The sequence below is a fragment of the Rheinheimera maricola genome, assembly GCF_016918075.2.
GTDB classification, from domain to species: domain Bacteria; phylum Pseudomonadota; class Gammaproteobacteria; order Enterobacterales; family Alteromonadaceae; genus Alishewanella; species Alishewanella maricola_A.
The window spans coordinates 1,011,971-1,029,718 of the sequence record NZ_JAERPS020000001.1 but is presented as its reverse complement, the minus strand read 5'-3'; the positions used below and the strand labels follow the sequence as shown (position 1 = coordinate 1,029,718).

The window sequence follows — 17,748 nt, the reverse complement described above, 5'->3', positions numbered from 1 at the left end:
TTCAGCATCGTTATTTCATTGTAATGCTGCTCACTGTGTCCAAAAACGGTAGCAGCAGTGCCCGCAAATTTGTGCGGGCGTTAAGCCGTGCTGCCAGCAAATATAAACCGGCAATTTTACGGTGTAAAAATAACGCATCAGCCGGCGGTGTGTGCCAGTAGTTTTGTTGCATGCTCAACGCGGCGCCGGCGTCACGCAACCGGCTGGCTAAATCACTGCCAGCAAAGTCAAAACTCTGGTTTTCGTTCAGGGGCTCGCAGGCTAACTGCACTAAGTTCAGCACTGCTTGCTTTTGTGCCGGCAAAATGTTTTGGCTAAAAAAACCAATATCGGTCAGGGCATTCGCCATGGCTTGCTGGTCTTTCTCGATGGCAGCGGCAAATAAATCTCGGTACGCGTTACTGATTTTTGCTGAATAATCACGGCAGGCACCAAAATCTAACAACACCAGCTGACCGGTGTCGCGGTTATACAAGTAGTTAGCAAAGTTGGGATCGGTTTGCACCAGCTTAAACTGAAACAATTCGCGAAACAGCAGAACAAACAGCTGCTGCATGACCTTGTCGCGCACCTGCTGGCCGTCGTGTTGCAAAGTATCTATCGGCACACCTTCAACATAGGTCATACACAAAATACTACTACTACATAACGCTGGCAGCACCTCGGGCAACAGATACGCTTTGTCATGTTGTAACAGCTCACGGTAACGGTTCAGGTAACTGGCTTCCAAGCGATAATCTGCTTCGTTGTTAAGTTGTTGCTTGGCTTCGTGTAGCAGGCTTTGATAGTCCACATCTGCCGGCAGCAGGCCGCTGATACGCAGCAAGGTGGCCACGTTGTCAACGTCATTGTCGATACTGCCCTTAATACCCGGATATTGAATTTTCACCGCCAGGCGGCGGCCGTCGTCGTGGTAGGCCTGATGCACCTGCCCGATAGAGGCCGCTGCCAAAGGGCTGAAGCTAAAATCACTGAAATGCGACAACCAGTTTTCGCCCAGCTCTGTGCGCAGTACCTGCGTTAGCTGTTTTGGCGGCATGGGGTTGGCATTGGCACGCAATCTGGCCAGAATGTTACTCAGCTCCGCTGGCAGCATATCACCAGCGTCCATGGATAACAGCTGGCCTACTTTCATGGCAGCACCGCGCATATGCGCCAGTTTATCGGCAACGCGGCGCACATTGTCGCTGGTTAATAACATGCCGGCTTTTGTGGGCCGGTTACCCTGCGCCAGCTGTCGCGCGCCTTCGGCCAGCATACCGCCGGCAACGCGCCCTGCCAGCGATGCCAGCGAGCGAAAACGGGACAACCGGCTAACCGGCACTTTCGAGTTTGATGACATTATTCCTACCAGACAGCCAAGCAATAGCACTACTTACGTCGCAACCAGCAATTAAGCTCAGTGTGAACTTATGACAATGCGGCCAACTGTGGCAAAACCCGGCCATAGCCGCGCTGAGGGGGCCAATACAAATAAATCGCCATTTAATCCGCTAAGTTGCTGCGGTACGCCGGCGGCTTTTGCCACACCAGCATTGGCGGCGATGTGCGCGGCCTCGCCATGCACCGGCACGGCAATTTGTGGCTGCACCCAACGATAGAGTAAATCCAGTTCGCCGCGACAAGGGTGGCCAGAAACATGAATGGGCAGTTTGGTGTTATGGCTTTGCAGTGTCTGGATATTGCGGCCGTTAAATTTGTCTACTAGCCGGCTTATCAGCATTTCATTACCGGGAATAATAATTGAGCTAAACACCACTAAATCACCCTGCTCTAACAACAGCTGCGGGTGGCTGTCATCGGCCAGCTTGTTTAACGCGGCGCGTGGCTCACCCTGTGAGCCGGTGGCAATGACTAACACCTCATGGCGCGGCAGATAGCCAATGTGCTCGGCATCGGCCAGGGGTAAGTCGTCAGGCCAATAACCGGTTGCTCTGGCGGCACCCACCATATTGTTTAACGATCGCCCTAGTAGTGCCAGATAACGGCCGGTTTTGGCGGCAATACGTGCCAGAGAAATAAGCCTGCCGACATTTGAGCTAAAGCCGCTGACGACCACCCGGCCAGTGGCAGCTTTAATAACCTGCAATAAGGCCTCAGCGCAGGCGGTTTCAGAAACCGAAAAACCATCACGCAGGGCGTTGGTCGAGTCGCACACCATAGCGGTAATATTGTGCTGTGCCAGCCGTTTAAAAGGCGCCGCTTTAAAGGCTCGCCCGGTAATGGGTTGCTCATCTATTTTCCAGTCTGCGGTATGAAACACGCTGCCGGCGGCGGTGCTTATGAGTAGCGCATGTGGTTCTGGAATGGAATGGGTAATGGCCAGCCAATTTAAGCTAAACGGGCCAATATTTACTGTGCCGCCGCTGGGTACTTCAATGATTGGCATTTTATCCAACAACCCCGTGCCGGCTAATTTACGCCGCAAAATTTCAGCGGTAAAAGCAGTGGTGTATACCGGGCAATTAAACCGCGGCCACAACTGAGGCAATGCGCCTATGTGATCTTCATGGGCATGGGTAATAACAATACCGCACAAGTTTTCACGCTGCGCACAGATAAACGCCGGATCTGCCGCCAGCACCTCGGCTTTTTGCACTGCGGTGCTGGAACTACTCTGTTGCAAAGGCGATAACGGACTATTAAAGGTAACCCCGCAGTCAACCATCAGCCAGCGCCCGGCATGCCCGTATAAGTTCAGGTTCATGCCAATCTCGCCGGTACCGCCCAGCGGTAAAAACCACAGATCATTCACCCCAGGGGTTATATCGGGCCGCTTGTTGCTGATGGTATGCTCCTTATTTAGCTGATAACACCTATTCCAATTGCTCTGCTTGCTGCAGTTCAGTTTGTAGCCGCTTAGTTTCATCAGCACGTGGCTTGGTAAAACGCGCCAGCGCCAGATACAACACCGGGGTTAAATACAGCGTAAATACTACCGCAATACCCAATCCACCAAACACCACCCAGCCTATGGCATTGCGTGCTTCAGCACCGGCACCGGTGGATAAAATTAGCGGTAGTCCGCCAAGTAAGGTAGACAGCAACGTCATGGTGATTGGCCGCAAGCGAATACTGGCCGCCTGCTCTACCGCTTTACGCACTTCATACCCCTGATCGCGTAATTGATCTGCAAATTCAACCAGCAGAATAGCATTTTTTGCCAGTAAGCCAATTAGCATCACCAAACCAATTTGCGAATAGATATTAATGGAGGTACCGGTTAAGAATAGCGCAAACAGTGCCGCCGCAATACCGAAAGGTACGGTAGCCATTACCACCACCGCGCTGTTAACGCTTTCAAACTGTGCTGCCAGCACCAGCAATACAATAACAAAGGCCAGTACGTAGGTCAGCGTTACTTCGCGGGCCGTTTCTTCAAACGTCAGAGCTTCACCTAAAAAAATAAGGCCGATACCACTGGGCAAATGCTGCTCTGCCAAACTACGCAACTGCTCAACTGCTTGCTGTAGTGGCAGATCTGCTGGCAACTCCATTTCCATCTCAATGGCGCGACGCTGCGCCTGACGCTCCAGCTCGGCCGCTACGCCCTCTTCAGAAATATACGCCAGACTGGATAGCGGTACTAACCCCCCCGTGCTTGAACCGACATATAAATTGGCCAGATCGGTAGGGTCTTTTATCTGGCTACTTTGCGCCTGCAAAATGATTGGAATGGCCTGGTCGCCCACGTTTAAATCTGCCAAATCATCACCGTTGATGGCCACACGTAATGTAGTGGCAATATCTGACAATGGTACGCCGAGCTCCTGCGCCCGGCGCCGGTCAATGTTCACCCTAAGCTGTGGTTGAGTTGGCTGATATGAAATACGCGGCATACCTAGTTGCGGCAGTTGCTGCTGGATCACTTTTGAAAACGCCTGTGCAGCAGCAAAAATTTCAGCATAACTCTGGCCGGTTAATGCCAGTTCAAGCCCACCGCCCTGACCACGCAAATTAAGGCTATTGGAGCCAAAGGCACGCGCCGGGGCGCCGGGAATGGCAGCCAGTGGCCCGCGAATGTCATCGATAATTTGCTGCTGCGAGCGGCTACGTTCGTCCCAGTGTTTTAACGGTACTGTAATAAACGCCAGATTAGGGTCCCACTGGCCTACCACGGTGTAGATGGAGTCGATATCACCGCCGTTAACATAGGGCAGCAAAATATCTTCCATTTTGTCGGCCTGACGGTCCATAAAATTCAGCCCAACCCCATCCGGGCCGCGGGCAAAGATGCGGATACTGCCCCGATCTTCACTTGGCATTAGCTCGTTGTTCAGCTGCGTGTATAAGCTTATAGCGGCAATAGCTGCCAACATGCTGGCAATAAATACCCACCAGGCTTTGTCCAGCGCGACATGCAGGCTACGCTGGTACCAACCCAGCATTTTATTTCCTGCGGCAGATAAGCGGCTGGTGCTGTTAGCTTTTAGCGGTAAGCGCGCGGTAAGGGCCGGTACCAGTGACAGCGCTACAAAGGATGAAATGATGACGGCAATGGCCAATACACCGCCAAATTCACGGAATAACCGGCCGGCGGTTGAGGGCAAAAATGCTATCGGCACAAACACCGCGACCAGTACAGCGGTAGTGGCGACTACGGCAAAAAACACTTCCCGCGTGCCAATAACCGCGGCAGCGCGGGCGCCTAACCCCATGGCACGGCGACGCTGAATGTTTTCAGTTACTACTATGGCATCATCAACAATCAAGCCGGTGGCCAATACCAAAGCCAGCAGCGTTAGAATGTTAATGGAAAACCCCATCAGCCAGATAGCCGCTAAGGCGCCAATCAACGATACCGGTATCGACAGAGCCGGAATAATGGTGGCGCGACCTGAGCCGATAAACAGCCATAACGTAGCCACCACCAGGCCAATGGTAAGCACCAGTGAGGTAATGACCTCTTTGACCGAGCCACGGATAAACTCTGCGTCATCCGAAGTTACCTGCATCTGCAGATCAGGAAAGCGACTTTTTAGCTGTTCGACTAACGCCAGAACTTCGTCAGATATCTCAATAGTGTTTGACCGCGCTTGACGAATAACACCCAGCCCAATTACCGGTTTACCATCCAGCCTCACCAGGCTTTGTGCATCCGCCGGGCCAAAATAGACTGTAGCAACATCGCCAATGCGCGTATTGCCGCTAACAATAATATCTTCAACCTGCTCTGCAGTTATTGATGTGGCATCAGCACGCACAATCAATTGCTGGTCGGTCGATTTCATACTGCCGGCAGGCACATCAAACGGCGCCTGACGCAGTGCTGCAGCGACATCGGTAACCGACAAGTTAAAGCTGGTCAGGCGCAGTGGATCCAACAGCACACGTAGCACCCTCTCACGATCGCCATTTAAGCGCACATCGGCCACACCGGGAATGCTTAAAAACAAAGGTGCTAAATCCGTTTCTACTCGCTCGGTCAGGCTTTCTAAATCTAACGTTTCACTGGATACCGCCAGGCTAACCACAGATTCCGCATCGTTGTCGGCTTTAATAATAGACAACCGCTCTACCGCATCGGGCAGTTCACGTTGCACCCGGCTAACGGCTTCGCGCGTTTCGTTAGCGGCGTCATCTAAATTAATACCGGGACGAAACTCAACCCGTACCCGCGAGCTCCCCTCCTCGCTGGAGGCGTTAATCGATTTAACACCGCTAACACGGGCCACTGCACCTTCTAGTTTGCTGGTAACTTCGGTGTCTACAGTTTCTGGTGAGCCACCGGGAAATGCCGCAGTGACAGAAACGATAGGTCGGTCAACATCGGGCAGTTCGCGTACTTCAATGGCGCTTAATGCAGCAAAACCCGCAATGATAATCAGCAGGTTCAGCACCACAATTAACACCGGGCGGCGAATGGCTAATGACGGTAAATCGTTCTGTGGGGTTTGCTGGCTCATAAAGGAGCGCCCCCGTTGGTTATCGCCTTAACTGCCTGGCCTTCGCGCAGCGTTTGTACGCCCTCAACAATTAAGCTGTCATTCGCACTTAGCGCCCCTGATACCAGTAAACGGCCACTTAGTCGCTGTTTAATTTGCACATCCACCCGGCTGGCTTTGCCGTCTTGCATCAGCCAAACATAAGCGCTGGTGGCTCCCCACAGTAATGCCGCTTCGGGTATAACCGCATATTCCGCACCTGCCAGTTGCAGGATCACGCGAAAACTCATGCCAGGACGATACAAATCTGCAGCGTTATCTAATAATGCCCGCACCCGGATACTACGGTTGATGTTATCAATGCGCGAATCTACCTGAGCAATGTCTGCACGAATGCGCTCGCCTTGCGCTTGCCACGGCTCCAGTTCAACGCTGGCATTACCTTGCAGAATTGGCAGTGCTGCTTCAGGCGCATTAAAGTTAATCAGTAATTGTTCGCGGTTATCAATTGTAGTGATGGCGGTTTGCAACGTAATACGATCGCCCTGCTCTACGTCGGTAAAACCGACCACACCGGTAAATGGCGCCCGAACAGTGCGGTCTTCCAGTTCGGTTTTGGTTTCGGCCAATTGCACTTTAAGCAGATCACGTGCTGTTATCGCATCATCCAGATCACTTTGCGCAATGGCCCCGCGCTTACGGCTCTCTTGCAAGCGGGTTACTGTGCGCTCAGCGTCTGCCAGCTGTATGGTTACGCGTTCAAGCGCTACTTGCTGGCGCCGCGAGTCAAGTTGCAGTAGCACATCGCCCTGCTTGACTGCTTGGCCTGGCACAAAATTGACACTGGTGACTTTATCAGCCACTGCCGGATACACCACCACCGAGCGCATAGCTTCAGCGGTACCCACTGCCTCGACCCGGCTGGTTTGCTGCTCAAATTGTATTGTAGCAGTTATCACCTGAGCGGCCCGGCCGCCACCGGCTACCTGAGCCTGAAGCGGTAAACACATCAGCAGTGCACTGAGCCATATCGATTGGCGTATCAACGTCATTTCTTGTCCTTCATCACAGCATTGGGCTAATTGGCGTTAATATACGGCTTTTTGTGATGAGTGATCAAAAAAGGCTGCTCATACGCGATGAACAGCCCTTATCTGCCGTCAGGTGGCTAAGTTAGCTGCACGGTTTTAACCGTTTAGATAAACTAACTCGATTTTACCCTGGCGATCCAATTATCTACCCGTTTTTCCAGCACTTTAAGCGGTAAAGCGCCACCGCCAAGTACGGTATCGTGAAATGCACGAATATCAAACTTTTCACCCAATTGCTGCTGCGCTTTACTGCGCAGATCCAGAATTTTGATCATACCAATTTTGTAAGCTGTTGCTTGTCCGGGCCAAACAATGTAGCGACGTACTTCTGAAATAACCGCACCCTCTGCAATTGGCGTTTTTTCCAAGAAGTAATCAATTGCCTGTTGTTCAGTCCAGCCTTTACTGTGCAGGCCGGTGTCAACGACAAGACGCACTGCGCGCCACATTTCGGTAATTAACCGGCCAAAATCGGAGTATGGGTTCTGATAGGCGCCCATCTCTTTTGCCAGCAACTCCGAATACAATGCCCAGCCTTCTGAGTACACGGTAAAACCGGCCTGAGTACGAAATGTGGGTACTGTGGTCAATTCCTGTGCAATCGAAATTTGCATATGGTGGCCCGGGCTACCTTCGTGATAGGCAATGGCTTCCATTTCATTTTTGGGCATTGAACGCATATCAGACAAATGCGCGTAATAAATACCCGGCCTTGCACCGTCTGGCGTACCAGGGAAATAGTGTTGGGCCGCACCAGGCTGCTCTCGAAACGGTTCTACCCGTTTCACCACTAAATCAGCTTTAGGTAAAATGCCAAAGTACTGTGGCAGTTTATCGTTAATAAACGCCAGATATTGCCGCGAGTCCTCCAGGTAACCCTCCCGCCCTGCATCAGTATCCGGATAGTAGAACTGATCATCGTCTTTAATAAATTTGAAAAATGCTTTTAAATCACCAGCAAAACCCACTTTGTCTTTGATGGCGTTCATTTCACTGGTCAAACGTGCAACTTCGTCCAAACCAATTTGGTGAATTTGCTCAGCCGTCAGGTCGGTGGTGGTTGATACCTTTAGCGCGTAGTTATAATAATCACGACCATTTTTTTGCTTGCCCACACCGGTAGCAACTTCATCAGTATTGGCAATGTCTTGTTCTAACCATTGTTTTAATGCGTTATAGGCCGGTAAAAAGTGTGTTTGCAAAGCCAGCTTGGTATCGTCGGTTAATTGTTTTGCTTGCTCGTCTGTTAATTTGTCAGCTTTCACTAACGCCTCAATCTTGCTTTTGGCATCGCTCCATAGTGGAATGTCTTGTTCAACCTCAGTAAAAGGCGCACCACTGATTAAGTTGTTGATCTGCTGCAACACGCCTTCATAGGCAAAACGTGGTGGGCGGACATCGTGTGCTGCATTGTCCTGCGCCCGTTGTAGCAGTTGCACCAATGCCCGACTAATACCCTCAATACGCGTGACATAGGCCTGCATATCTTCAACTGTATCGACTTTATGAAAGTTAATCATAATTTGTGGCAGCATGGCATGAATGCCTTGCATTTGGGTAAAAACATAGCCATTACTACGAAACGGCACACCTTGCAGGGCTTGTTCGTATTGGTATATCCAAATGTCATAGGAAGTTTTAGCTTCAGGTTCGAGCTTGTCGTAATCAAAGCTTGCTTTTAGCTCTGCAACCGTTTCCCCCAACCATGCCAATTGTTTATCTTCAGCGGCTGCTGAGGTGTCATCAACTTGATCATATTTATCTTTGCGACCAAGAAAAGTCATTTGCAATGGACTTTGCTGCAGTTGTTGTTCGTATTTGGCTTCAAACCACTGGTTTAATCGCTCGGTCTCTGACTGCTGCTCAGCAACAACAGCTGTCGCCGTGGTGGTGGTTTGCGATGTGGGTTGTGACGTAGGACCGCAGCCGGCAATTAAGCCGGCTACAGCTAAGGCTGTCAAAGACTTGCGCATTATATTGGGTTCCTTGTTATTGTGGATATTACCACCCCAAGCCTACCCGCAGTCTGTCGATTAGTCTAAAACTAATTGTAACCAGCTTTGTCAGTGCTTAAGCACTGACGCGTTTATATTGCCGATATTGTGGCGTCCAAAAATTGTCATTAATTTTTTGCCATAACAACTCATCTGCCAGTTCCAATGCCAACCCTTGTTGCATCGCTGTTTTGGCCACATTAAAGGCTATCTGCTTGCTCAATGCCGCCAGTTCGGTAAAGGCCGGCAACAAGCCACCCTGACCAGTATTTGCCAAGGGCGATGCTTCAGACAGGGTTTTGCTGGCCGAGCCCAACATTTCATCACTGATTAACCTGGCTTTACAAGCCAATACCCCCAGGCCAATCCCCGGAAATATATAGCTGTTGTTACATTGGGCAATTGGATAACGCTTACCGGCGTAACTTACCGCAGGAAATGGGCTGCCGGTTGCAATAATGACATCCCCTTCAGTCCAGTTTATTACCTGCTCAGGCGTTGCTTCAATCTGCCGCGATGGATTAGACAGCGGGAAAATGATTGGCGTGTCACAACCTTTCTTCATTGCCTTAACTACGGCCTCAGTGAACAAACCTGGTTGCCCCGATACACCAATCAACACGCCGGGTTTGGCGCAGTTCATCACATCACGTAAGCTTGGAAACTCGCTACTGTAACTCCAGTCGGCTATCGCCGTTGATGATTGCACCAGTGCTTGCTGAAAATCACGCAGCCCAGGCGTACTATCGGTAAGTAAGCCGAAACGGTCAATCATGAAAATCTGGCTACGTGCCTGCGCCTCGCTAACACCTTCGGCAACCATCTGGCTTATCACTTGCTCTGCGATACCACAGCCTGCAGAGCCAGCGCCAACAAACACCACTTTTTGCGCTGACAATTTAACCTGCTTACTTCTGCACGCCGCTAACAAGGTTCCTACTGTTACCGCCGCAGTACCCTGAATATCATCATTAAAACAACATACTTGTTCGCGATAACGTTGTAGCAACGGCATGGCATTGGGCTGAGCAAAATCTTCAAATTGTATAATAGCCTCGGGCCAGCGCCGTTTTACCGCCTTAATAAACAAATCGACAAACTCATCGTATTCAAGCTGATTTACCCGCTTGTGCCGCAACCCCATGTACATTGGATCATTAAGCAGCTTTTCATTGTTGGTACCAACATCAAGCATCACGGGCAAGGTATAAGCCGGACTTATACCACCGCAAGCGGTGTATAACGACAACTTACCAATAGAGATCCCCATGCCGCCAATACCCTGATCTCCCAAACCTAAAACACGTTCCCCGTCGGTAATTACAATAACTTTTACTTTGCGTTTCGTAGCATTGCGTAGCACGTCATCAAGTTGATACCGGTCTTGATAGCTAATAAACAAACCACGAGCACTGCGGTAAATGTCAGAAAACTGCTCACAGGCATCCCCTACTGTTGGCGTATATACAATGGGCAACATTTCATCGAGATGTTGTTGTAACAAGCTATAAAACAAGGTTTCGTTATTATCCTGAATGGCCCGCAGATAGATGTGTTTGTTGATTGCCGTGTCAAAGCTTTTATATTGCAGATACGCTCGGCTAACCTGCTCTTCAATCGTTTCATAACGCGGCGGCAGTAAACCCGCCAGGTTAAATGCTAAACGTTCTTCAGCAGTAAAGGCGCTACCTTTGTTAAGTAATGGCGTTTCTAGCAATGCAGAACCCGCGTAAGCGGTGTAAAGAGGCGATTTAGTATTTGGGCTGTTCATGAAAGGCATTCCGAAAAACTGCACAGCGCAATAAGAGCTATGCAGCAGATAGATTAATAAATAGTGCTGATCCTGGGATTTAATACGGAGAGGATAAACAAACCTTCTGTATTACAAAAATCTATAGCCCGGAGTATATCGGGCTGAGTTAAATCAAGTAACTCGAGCACAAAGGGGTCAATAAGTTGTTTGGTGGAGTATAGCTCCGGATGCTGATTAGCCAACGCCAGCCTAACTGCCAAATATATAATTAACTGCGCTTTGTTTTTCTGATCAAATTTAGTGTTGTGTTGTAGGGCTACGGGTTCGACGATACTGTCGGGTAAATGCCATAAATGCAACAGCTCAGCACCACACTCAGCATAACTAAATTGCAATAAGCGTTGTTGTAACTGCCACGGACGCTCTTCCACACCATAATCCTGACAGCTATGCGCTACCTCAGTGTTGTTTTGTAAAACCACCAACTCACCAATGTTATGCAATAATCCAGCGACATAAAATCTGTCTGTCGGTTTGATTTTACAACATTGCGCGAGGAATTTCGCAATCAGGGCTGCATTAATACTTTGCTCCCAAAATCGCTCTAAATCGATTGCCGATGTATCTACTTTGCTACATGCTGATGAAATACCTATGCTTAGCACCAGGTTGTAAACTTGCGTTTTACCCAGCACCAACAAAGCCTTACTGACATTTTCAACCTGATAGGGCAGATTATAAATAGCGCTATTGGCCAGCTTCAATAATTTTGAGGTTAGCACCGGGTCCAACAAAATAACGTCTGCAATTTCATCCAAGCTGGCCGTATCAGAGTCCATTAGCTCTTTTACCCGCAAGTATCCTTCAGGTAAAGCAAACAGATCTGCAACATTTTGTGCATACTGCAACGCTTTCATTGACGATTCTCCTTCAGCTGACATCTATGTACTAACGTCAGCTCTAAGTGTTACTGCTGCAAGCGATTTTACAAGCTTTGGTCAGAAAATCTTAGTCTTTTTTCAATGTAGTGCGTTTTTATAAACTTACCTTGATAAAAACCACAAGGCGGGCAAATAACAAGTTGGCACAGCGAACAGCGTCAGCGCGGTGCCAACTTAACGTTTAAGCTACCAGACTGCGTAACATCCAGGCGGTTTTTTCATGTACTGTCATACGTTGTGTTAGTAGATCAAGCGTTACCTCATCCGAGGCATCTGCTGCAACTGGTACAATTGAACGTGCTGTTTTAGCAATAGCTTCCTGGCCTTTCACCAAATCTTTAATCATCTCTTCGGCAGAAGGAATACCATCAGCTTCTTTAATGCTGGTAAGTTTGGCATATTCTTTGTAAGAACCTGGGGCAAATTCTCCTAAGGCACGGATCCGTTCAGCTATTTCATCTACCGCTAACGCTAGTTCGTTATATTGCGTTTCAAACAAGGTGTGTAGAGTCTGAAACATCGGGCCGGTAACATTCCAATGATAATTATGTGTTTTTAAATACAAGGTGTAGCTGTCGGCTAGCAACACAGACAACCCCTGAGCAATTGCTTTACGCTGGTCTTCATCAATACCTATATTAATTTTCATAATGCTTCCTCTTATTTAGCCCTTAAACTGTATAAATATATTATGTACTACGCGGCTAAAACCTTAGTGATGCCACAACACAAAATGCTATTTTGACGGGCGTGATTCAACAGCTCTGACACAGACATGGGGATAAAAGACGGAAATTTCAAGGAAAAAGCCGGTCAGAAATCAACCGGCTTTAGTATTGTCTCATTAACAATGGTGTGATTAAACGGCTTGTGCTGCCAGATACTCTTCGTAAGTACCGACAAAGTTTCGGATATCTTTGTCAGTAATTTCAATAATACGGCTGGCCAGACTGGAAACAAACTCGCGGTCATGGCTGACAAACAGTAAGGTCCCTTTGTAATGTTCCAGTGCCAGGTTTAATGATTCAATCGACTCCATATCAAGGTGGTTAGTTGGTTCATCCATCACCAGAATATTAGGCCGTTGCAGCATTAATTTGCCGAACAACATCCGGCCCTTTTCACCACCGGATAACACTTTGACCGATTTTTTAATCTCATCTTGTGAGAATAATAACCGGCCAAGAATCCCACGAATAGCTTGTTCATCGTCAGACGGTTGTTTCCACTGACTCATCCAGTCAAACAATGTCATGGCTTCACTGAATTCATGTGCATGGTCCTGCGCATAATAACCAATTTTGGCGTTCTCTGACCATTTCACCGTACCAGATTCTGGCTTAGTATCACCAACTAAGCATTTAAGTAAGGTGGTTTTACCAATACCGTTGGCACCTAAAATAGCGACTTTTTCACCTACTTCGATGGTTAAACTAAGGTTTTTCAGTAAGGTTAGTTCGCCAAAGCTTTTATTCAACCCTTCGACTTCCAGTGCCAGGCGATACAGCTGCTTTTGCTGTTCGAAGCGAATAAACGGGTTAACCCGGCTGGATGCTTTAACTTCTTCTAGTTGAATTTTATCAATCTGCTTGGCGCGCGATGTCGCTTGCTTAGCCTTTGAAGCGTTAGCTGAGAAGCGGCTGACGAAGGTTTGCAGCTCCGCTATTTGAGCTTTTTTCTTCGCGTTATCAGAGAGCAAACGCTCGCGAGACTGAGTGGCCGCAAACATGTATTCGTCATAGTTACCTGGATATAGACGTAACTCGCCGTAGTCTAAATCTGCCATGTGCGTACATACGCTATTTAAAAAGTGACGGTCGTGAGAAATGATAACCATGGTGCTGTTGCGCTCGGCCAACACATTTTCCAACCAACGAATAGTATTAATGTCGAGGTTGTTGGTCGGTTCGTCCAGTAACATGATTTCTGGATCGGCAAACAGTACTTGTGCCAGTAATACCCGCAGTTTAAAACCCGGCGCGATGGCGGACATCAGGCCAAAATGCTGCTCTACCGGAATACCCACGCCAATGAGCAACTCACCGGCACGGGACTCTGCTGTGTAGCCATCCATTTCACCGAAAGCGACTTCTAAGTCGGCCACTTTCATGCCGTCTTCTTCGCTCATTTCCGCACTACCGTAGATACGATCGCGCTCTTCTTTAACTGCCCACAGTTCTGCGTGGCCCATAATTACCGTGTCGATAACACTGTATTTCTCAAAGGCAAACTGGTCTTGATGCAGCTTCGCTACACGGTGATTTGGCTCAACAAAAACATTACCGCCGCTGGGCTCTAACTCGCGGCTTAAAATTTTCATAAAAGTCGATTTGCCGCAGCCATTGGCGCCGATCAAACCGTAGCGATTTCCCTCGCCAAATTTAATCGAAATGTTTTCAAACAGCGGCTTAGCGCCAAATTGCATTGTAATGTTAGCAGTTGATATCACAGTGTGTTCCAGAGCAGGTTAAATCGGCATGCAGGCAATGTCGGCCCCACAGGGTAAAAAGTGCGCTACTATACGCCTTTTCTGCGACAAACTCAAAACAAACGCCCGGAATGTCCGGGCGTTTTAATGTTTATTAGTGCGATTAAGCTCGCCGCTGATGTTGTAGTGCGGTTTTTCAGCCTTTAGCCTGCTCAACCGCAGTTTTACACAACTCGGTAATGCGGCCCCAATCTTTGCTAGCCACGGCATCGTCCGGCACTATCCATGAGCCACCTACACATTTGACGTTTGGCAATGCCAGATATTCGAGGAAGTTTTTTTCGTTAATGCCGCCAGTCGGACAAAAACGAATATCCGCAAAAGGCCCGTGGATAGATTTCAATGTTTTTACACCACCAGCGGCTTCTGCCGGAAAAAACTTAAAGTGGCTGTAGCCTAAACCGGTGCCTTCCATTAGCTCGGAAATACTGGCGATACCTGGAATAAGCGGGATTGTGGCATCTTTGCCTGCTTGCAACAGTTCTCGGGTCAGTCCCGGGCTAATAGCAAATTTAGCGCCAGCGTCAACAACTTGCTGCAGTTGTGCTGCTGTAGTCACCGTGCCGGCACCGACAATAGCTTCCGGTACTTCTTGTGCAAGTAGCCGAATCGCATCCAGTGCGGCGGGTGTGCGCAACGTGACTTCCAGCACTTTAATACCGCCGGCCAACAACGCTTTTGCCATTGGCACGGCATCAGCTAAATCTTTTATTACAATCACCGGTACTACTGGGCCTTGCTCAAACAAGATGCCAGGTTGTAACTGCCAGTTTTCAAAAGCCATATTAATTACTCGCCAAAAATTGTTTCAGATAGACCGCAGCACCGACTAAACCCGGCTGCTCTGCTGTCACGACATAGGTAGCGATCTGGCGATTGAATGCGCTAAACCGACCTTTTGCTTCAAAACGTGCTCTAAACTCGCTGTTTGCAAGCAGAGGCAATAACTTGGGTACAATGCCGCCGGCGATGTAAACACCACCAAAAGTGCTGAGTGTCAGGGCGAGATCACCGGCTACGCTTCCCAATGACGCAAAGAACTGCTGCACAGTATCTTGCGCCAGCGAACTTTGCCCGCTAAGTGCCAAGCGGGCAATTTCAGCTGCGTTCAATGGCTCAGCAACTTGCTGACGATGCAGTGCCAGTGCTTTATATATGGCTTCTAAACCGGGGCCAGACAGCAAGCGTTCCGGCGATACGTGACCGTACTCTTTAGCCAGCATTTGCTGAATAAACCACTCTTGTTCATTTTGTGCTGCCCAATCGACATGTCCGCCTTCGCCAGGTAATGCGAGAAACTGACCGTTAACTTCGAGTAAATGTGCAACGCCCAAGCCAGTGCCGGCACCTAATACCGCAATAGGCTGACCACTTTGCGTGTTACCGTTGCCCAGTTTAACTTTTTGCTCGGCAGTTAAGGCCGGTAAACACATTGCGACTGCAGTAAAATCATTAATAACATTTAACGCTGTCAGCCCCAGCTGCTGCTGCATTGCCTGCACAGAAAACTGCCAATGAAAGTTGGTCATACTGACATGATCGCCGGTAACCGGACAGGCAATGGCAATTGCCACATGTTTAATGTCAGTTAACGCTTGCTGTTGCATATAGTGGCTTAATGCATCTGCCAGGGTGGCAAATTGCGCGCAGGGATAAACAGCCACTTTGTCTAATGCCAAGTTATCAAGCGAAACGCGGCTAAAACGGGCGTTAGTACCACCTATGTCGGCGACGATAGCATGTGTGGGCAGCTTAGCCATGCAAGTGCTCCTCAGTGGTAAACAGGCTACAGGCTCCCTGCTCGGCACCGGTCAACTGACTGCGCAGCGCGCCAAACATTTCCCGGCCCATACCGTAATAACTTGGTGCCATGTCCAGTGTAGCAACCTCTCGTGCAGCAAACTCAGCCTCTGGCACCAGCACTTCTAAACGGCCGGTTAAACCATCAACCAACATCATGTCACCGCTATTAATACGGGCAATATTGCCGCCATCTATGGCCTCTGGTGTGACATGAATAGCAGCCGGAACCTTACCCGACGCACCAGACATACGGCCATCTGTTACCAGTGCCACTTTAAAACCGCGGTCCTGCAACACGCCAAGAGGAGGAGTAAGTTTATGTAATTCCGGCATACCACAGGCTTTAGGCCCTTGAAAGCGAACCACCACAACGCAATCTTTATTCAGCTCACCAGCTTTAAACGCGGCATCTAGTTCGTGTTGGCTGGAAAAGACCACTGCAGGTGCTTTGACCACTTCAGTACCCTCACGCAAGGCCGAAGTTTTGATCACGCCTCGGCCAACATTGCCAGATAACACCTCAAGGCCACCGTGGTCTTTAAATGGCTTTTTCACTGTTGCCAGCACGTCTGGGTCGAGCGATGTTGCCGGTGCATCAACCCATACTAATTTGCCATCTTGTAACACAGGTTGCTGCGTGTAGCGGCGCAAACCCGGCCCGGCGACGGTTTGTACATCTTCGTGCAGTAAACCGGCATCCAGTAACTCGCGGATTAGTAATGCCATGCCACCCGCATATTGAAAATGATTTATATCCGCTTGGCCATTCGGGTAAATACGGGTCAACAACGGTGTTGCTGCCGACAATTCCGCAAAATCATCCCAGTTCACAATAAAACCGGCTGACCGCGCCATAGCAATAAGATGCATGGTGTGGTTAGTTGAGCCACCCGTTGCCAACAAACCCACAATACCGTTAACAATAGCTTTGGCATCAATCATCTTGCCTGCTGGCATATAATCAGTACCTAAATCGGTTAAGCGTGTAACCTGGCGCGCAGCAGCTTTGGTTAACTCATCACGCAATGCTGTACCTGGGTTTACAAAAGACGATCCCGGCAAATGCAAGCCCATCATTTCAACAACCAGCTGATTAGAATTGGCTGTGCCGTAAAAAGTACAGGTGCCCGCTGAATGATAAGACGCTGACTCGGCTTCGAGTAGCTCCTCTTTGCCCACTTTTCCTTCAGCATACAATTGACGGACACGGGCTTTTTCTTTATTAGGAATGCCTGATGGCATAGGACCGGCCGGCACAAAAACAAATGGCAAATGACCAAAACTCATTGCCGCCATAAACAGGCCGGGGACAATTTTATCGCAAATACCCAGCATTAAGCCGCCATCAAACATATTGTGCGACAAACCAACCGCGGCAGACATAGCAATTATATCGCGGCTTAATAGGCTCAGCTCCATGCCAGGCTGGCCTTGCGTTACGCCGTCACACATTGCTGGCACGCCACCGGCAAATTGTGCCACGCTGCCCACTTCGGCAACAGCTTGCTTAATAATGGCCGGATAATGCTCATAGGGTTGATGTGCTGACAGCATATCGTTATAAGACGACACTATGCCAATGTTAGCTTTAGTCAGGCTGCGTAAATCACTTTTATCCTGCTGATTACAAGCGGCAAAACCATGCGCCAGATTTCCGCAACTGAGTACGCCACGGTGCGGACCTTTTAACCTGGCCTGCTCTAAGCGCTGCAAATATATGTCGCGGCTTTTTTGGCTGCGGGCAATAATTCTGTCCGTTACTTTTTGAATCACAGGATCCATCGTTATCCCCT

Annotated in this window: 12 protein-coding genes; all 12 read right to left on the bottom strand. The window is 49.1% G+C overall.

What is annotated here, in order from left to right; all coding sequences use genetic code 11:
- Positions 1–10: 10 nt before the first annotated feature.
- The 12 genes from I4W93_RS04705 to edd all read right to left on the bottom strand — a co-directional run bounded on the left by I4W93_RS04705 (position 11) and on the right by edd (position 17,737).
- Positions 11–1,342 (bottom strand): ABC1 kinase family protein, encoded by a 1,332-nt coding sequence (locus I4W93_RS04705; RefSeq protein WP_224673253.1) that lies wholly within the window; start codon positions 1,340–1,342, stop codon positions 11–13.
- A 57-nt stretch (positions 1,343–1,399) separates the two neighbouring features.
- Complete coding sequence (locus I4W93_RS04700; RefSeq protein WP_224673252.1) at positions 1,400–2,707, bottom strand: ribonuclease J; 1,308 nt, start codon at positions 2,705–2,707, stop codon at positions 1,400–1,402.
- 109 nt (positions 2,708–2,816) lie between these two features.
- Positions 2,817–5,906: an efflux RND transporter permease subunit gene (locus I4W93_RS04695; protein ID WP_205310537.1), complete on the bottom strand. Its 3,090-nt coding sequence runs from the start codon at positions 5,904–5,906 to the stop codon at positions 2,817–2,819.
- Complete coding sequence (locus tag I4W93_RS04690; protein ID WP_205310538.1) at positions 5,903–6,937, bottom strand: efflux RND transporter periplasmic adaptor subunit; 1,035 nt, start codon at positions 6,935–6,937, stop codon at positions 5,903–5,905. Before I4W93_RS04690 ends, I4W93_RS04695 begins: the two co-directional genes overlap by 4 nt.
- Before the next feature lie 152 nt (positions 6,938–7,089).
- A complete protein-coding gene (locus I4W93_RS04685; RefSeq protein ID WP_205310539.1) occupies positions 7,090–8,949 on the bottom strand; it encodes a DUF885 domain-containing protein in 1,860 nt (619 codons plus the stop codon).
- A gap of 97 nt (positions 8,950–9,046) precedes the next feature.
- Positions 9,047–10,741, bottom strand: a complete 1,695-nt coding sequence (locus I4W93_RS04680; protein WP_205310540.1) for an NAD-dependent malic enzyme — start codon at positions 10,739–10,741, stop codon at positions 9,047–9,049.
- Between the two features lie 53 nt (positions 10,742–10,794).
- Positions 10,795–11,640, bottom strand: a complete 846-nt coding sequence (locus tag I4W93_RS04675; RefSeq protein ID WP_205310541.1) for an HDOD domain-containing protein — start codon at positions 11,638–11,640, stop codon at positions 10,795–10,797.
- Between the two features lie 205 nt (positions 11,641–11,845).
- A complete protein-coding gene (locus I4W93_RS04670) occupies positions 11,846–12,313 on the bottom strand; it encodes a Dps family protein (RefSeq protein ID WP_205310542.1) in 468 nt (155 codons plus the stop codon).
- Between the two features lie 210 nt (positions 12,314–12,523).
- The gene (locus tag I4W93_RS04665; RefSeq protein ID WP_205310543.1) at positions 12,524–14,113 is read right to left on the bottom strand and encodes an ABC-F family ATPase; all 1,590 of its coding nucleotides are present in this window, start codon (positions 14,111–14,113) and stop codon (positions 12,524–12,526) included.
- A 175-nt stretch (positions 14,114–14,288) separates the two neighbouring features.
- Positions 14,289–14,936: a bifunctional 4-hydroxy-2-oxoglutarate aldolase/2-dehydro-3-deoxy-phosphogluconate aldolase gene (locus tag I4W93_RS04660; RefSeq protein ID WP_205310544.1), complete on the bottom strand. Its 648-nt coding sequence runs from the start codon at positions 14,934–14,936 to the stop codon at positions 14,289–14,291.
- Position 14,937: 1 nt separating this feature from the next.
- On the bottom strand, positions 14,938–15,912 hold the full coding sequence (locus tag I4W93_RS04655; protein WP_205310545.1) for a glucokinase: 975 nt from the start codon (positions 15,910–15,912) through the stop codon (positions 14,938–14,940).
- Positions 15,905–17,737 carry a phosphogluconate dehydratase gene (edd, locus tag I4W93_RS04650; protein WP_205310546.1) on the bottom strand — a complete coding sequence of 611 codons (1,833 nt, stop codon included), beginning with the start codon at positions 17,735–17,737 and terminating at the stop codon, positions 15,905–15,907. The genes I4W93_RS04655 and edd overlap by 8 nt, the downstream gene beginning before the upstream one ends.
- Between the last annotated feature and the right edge of the window lie 11 nt (positions 17,738–17,748).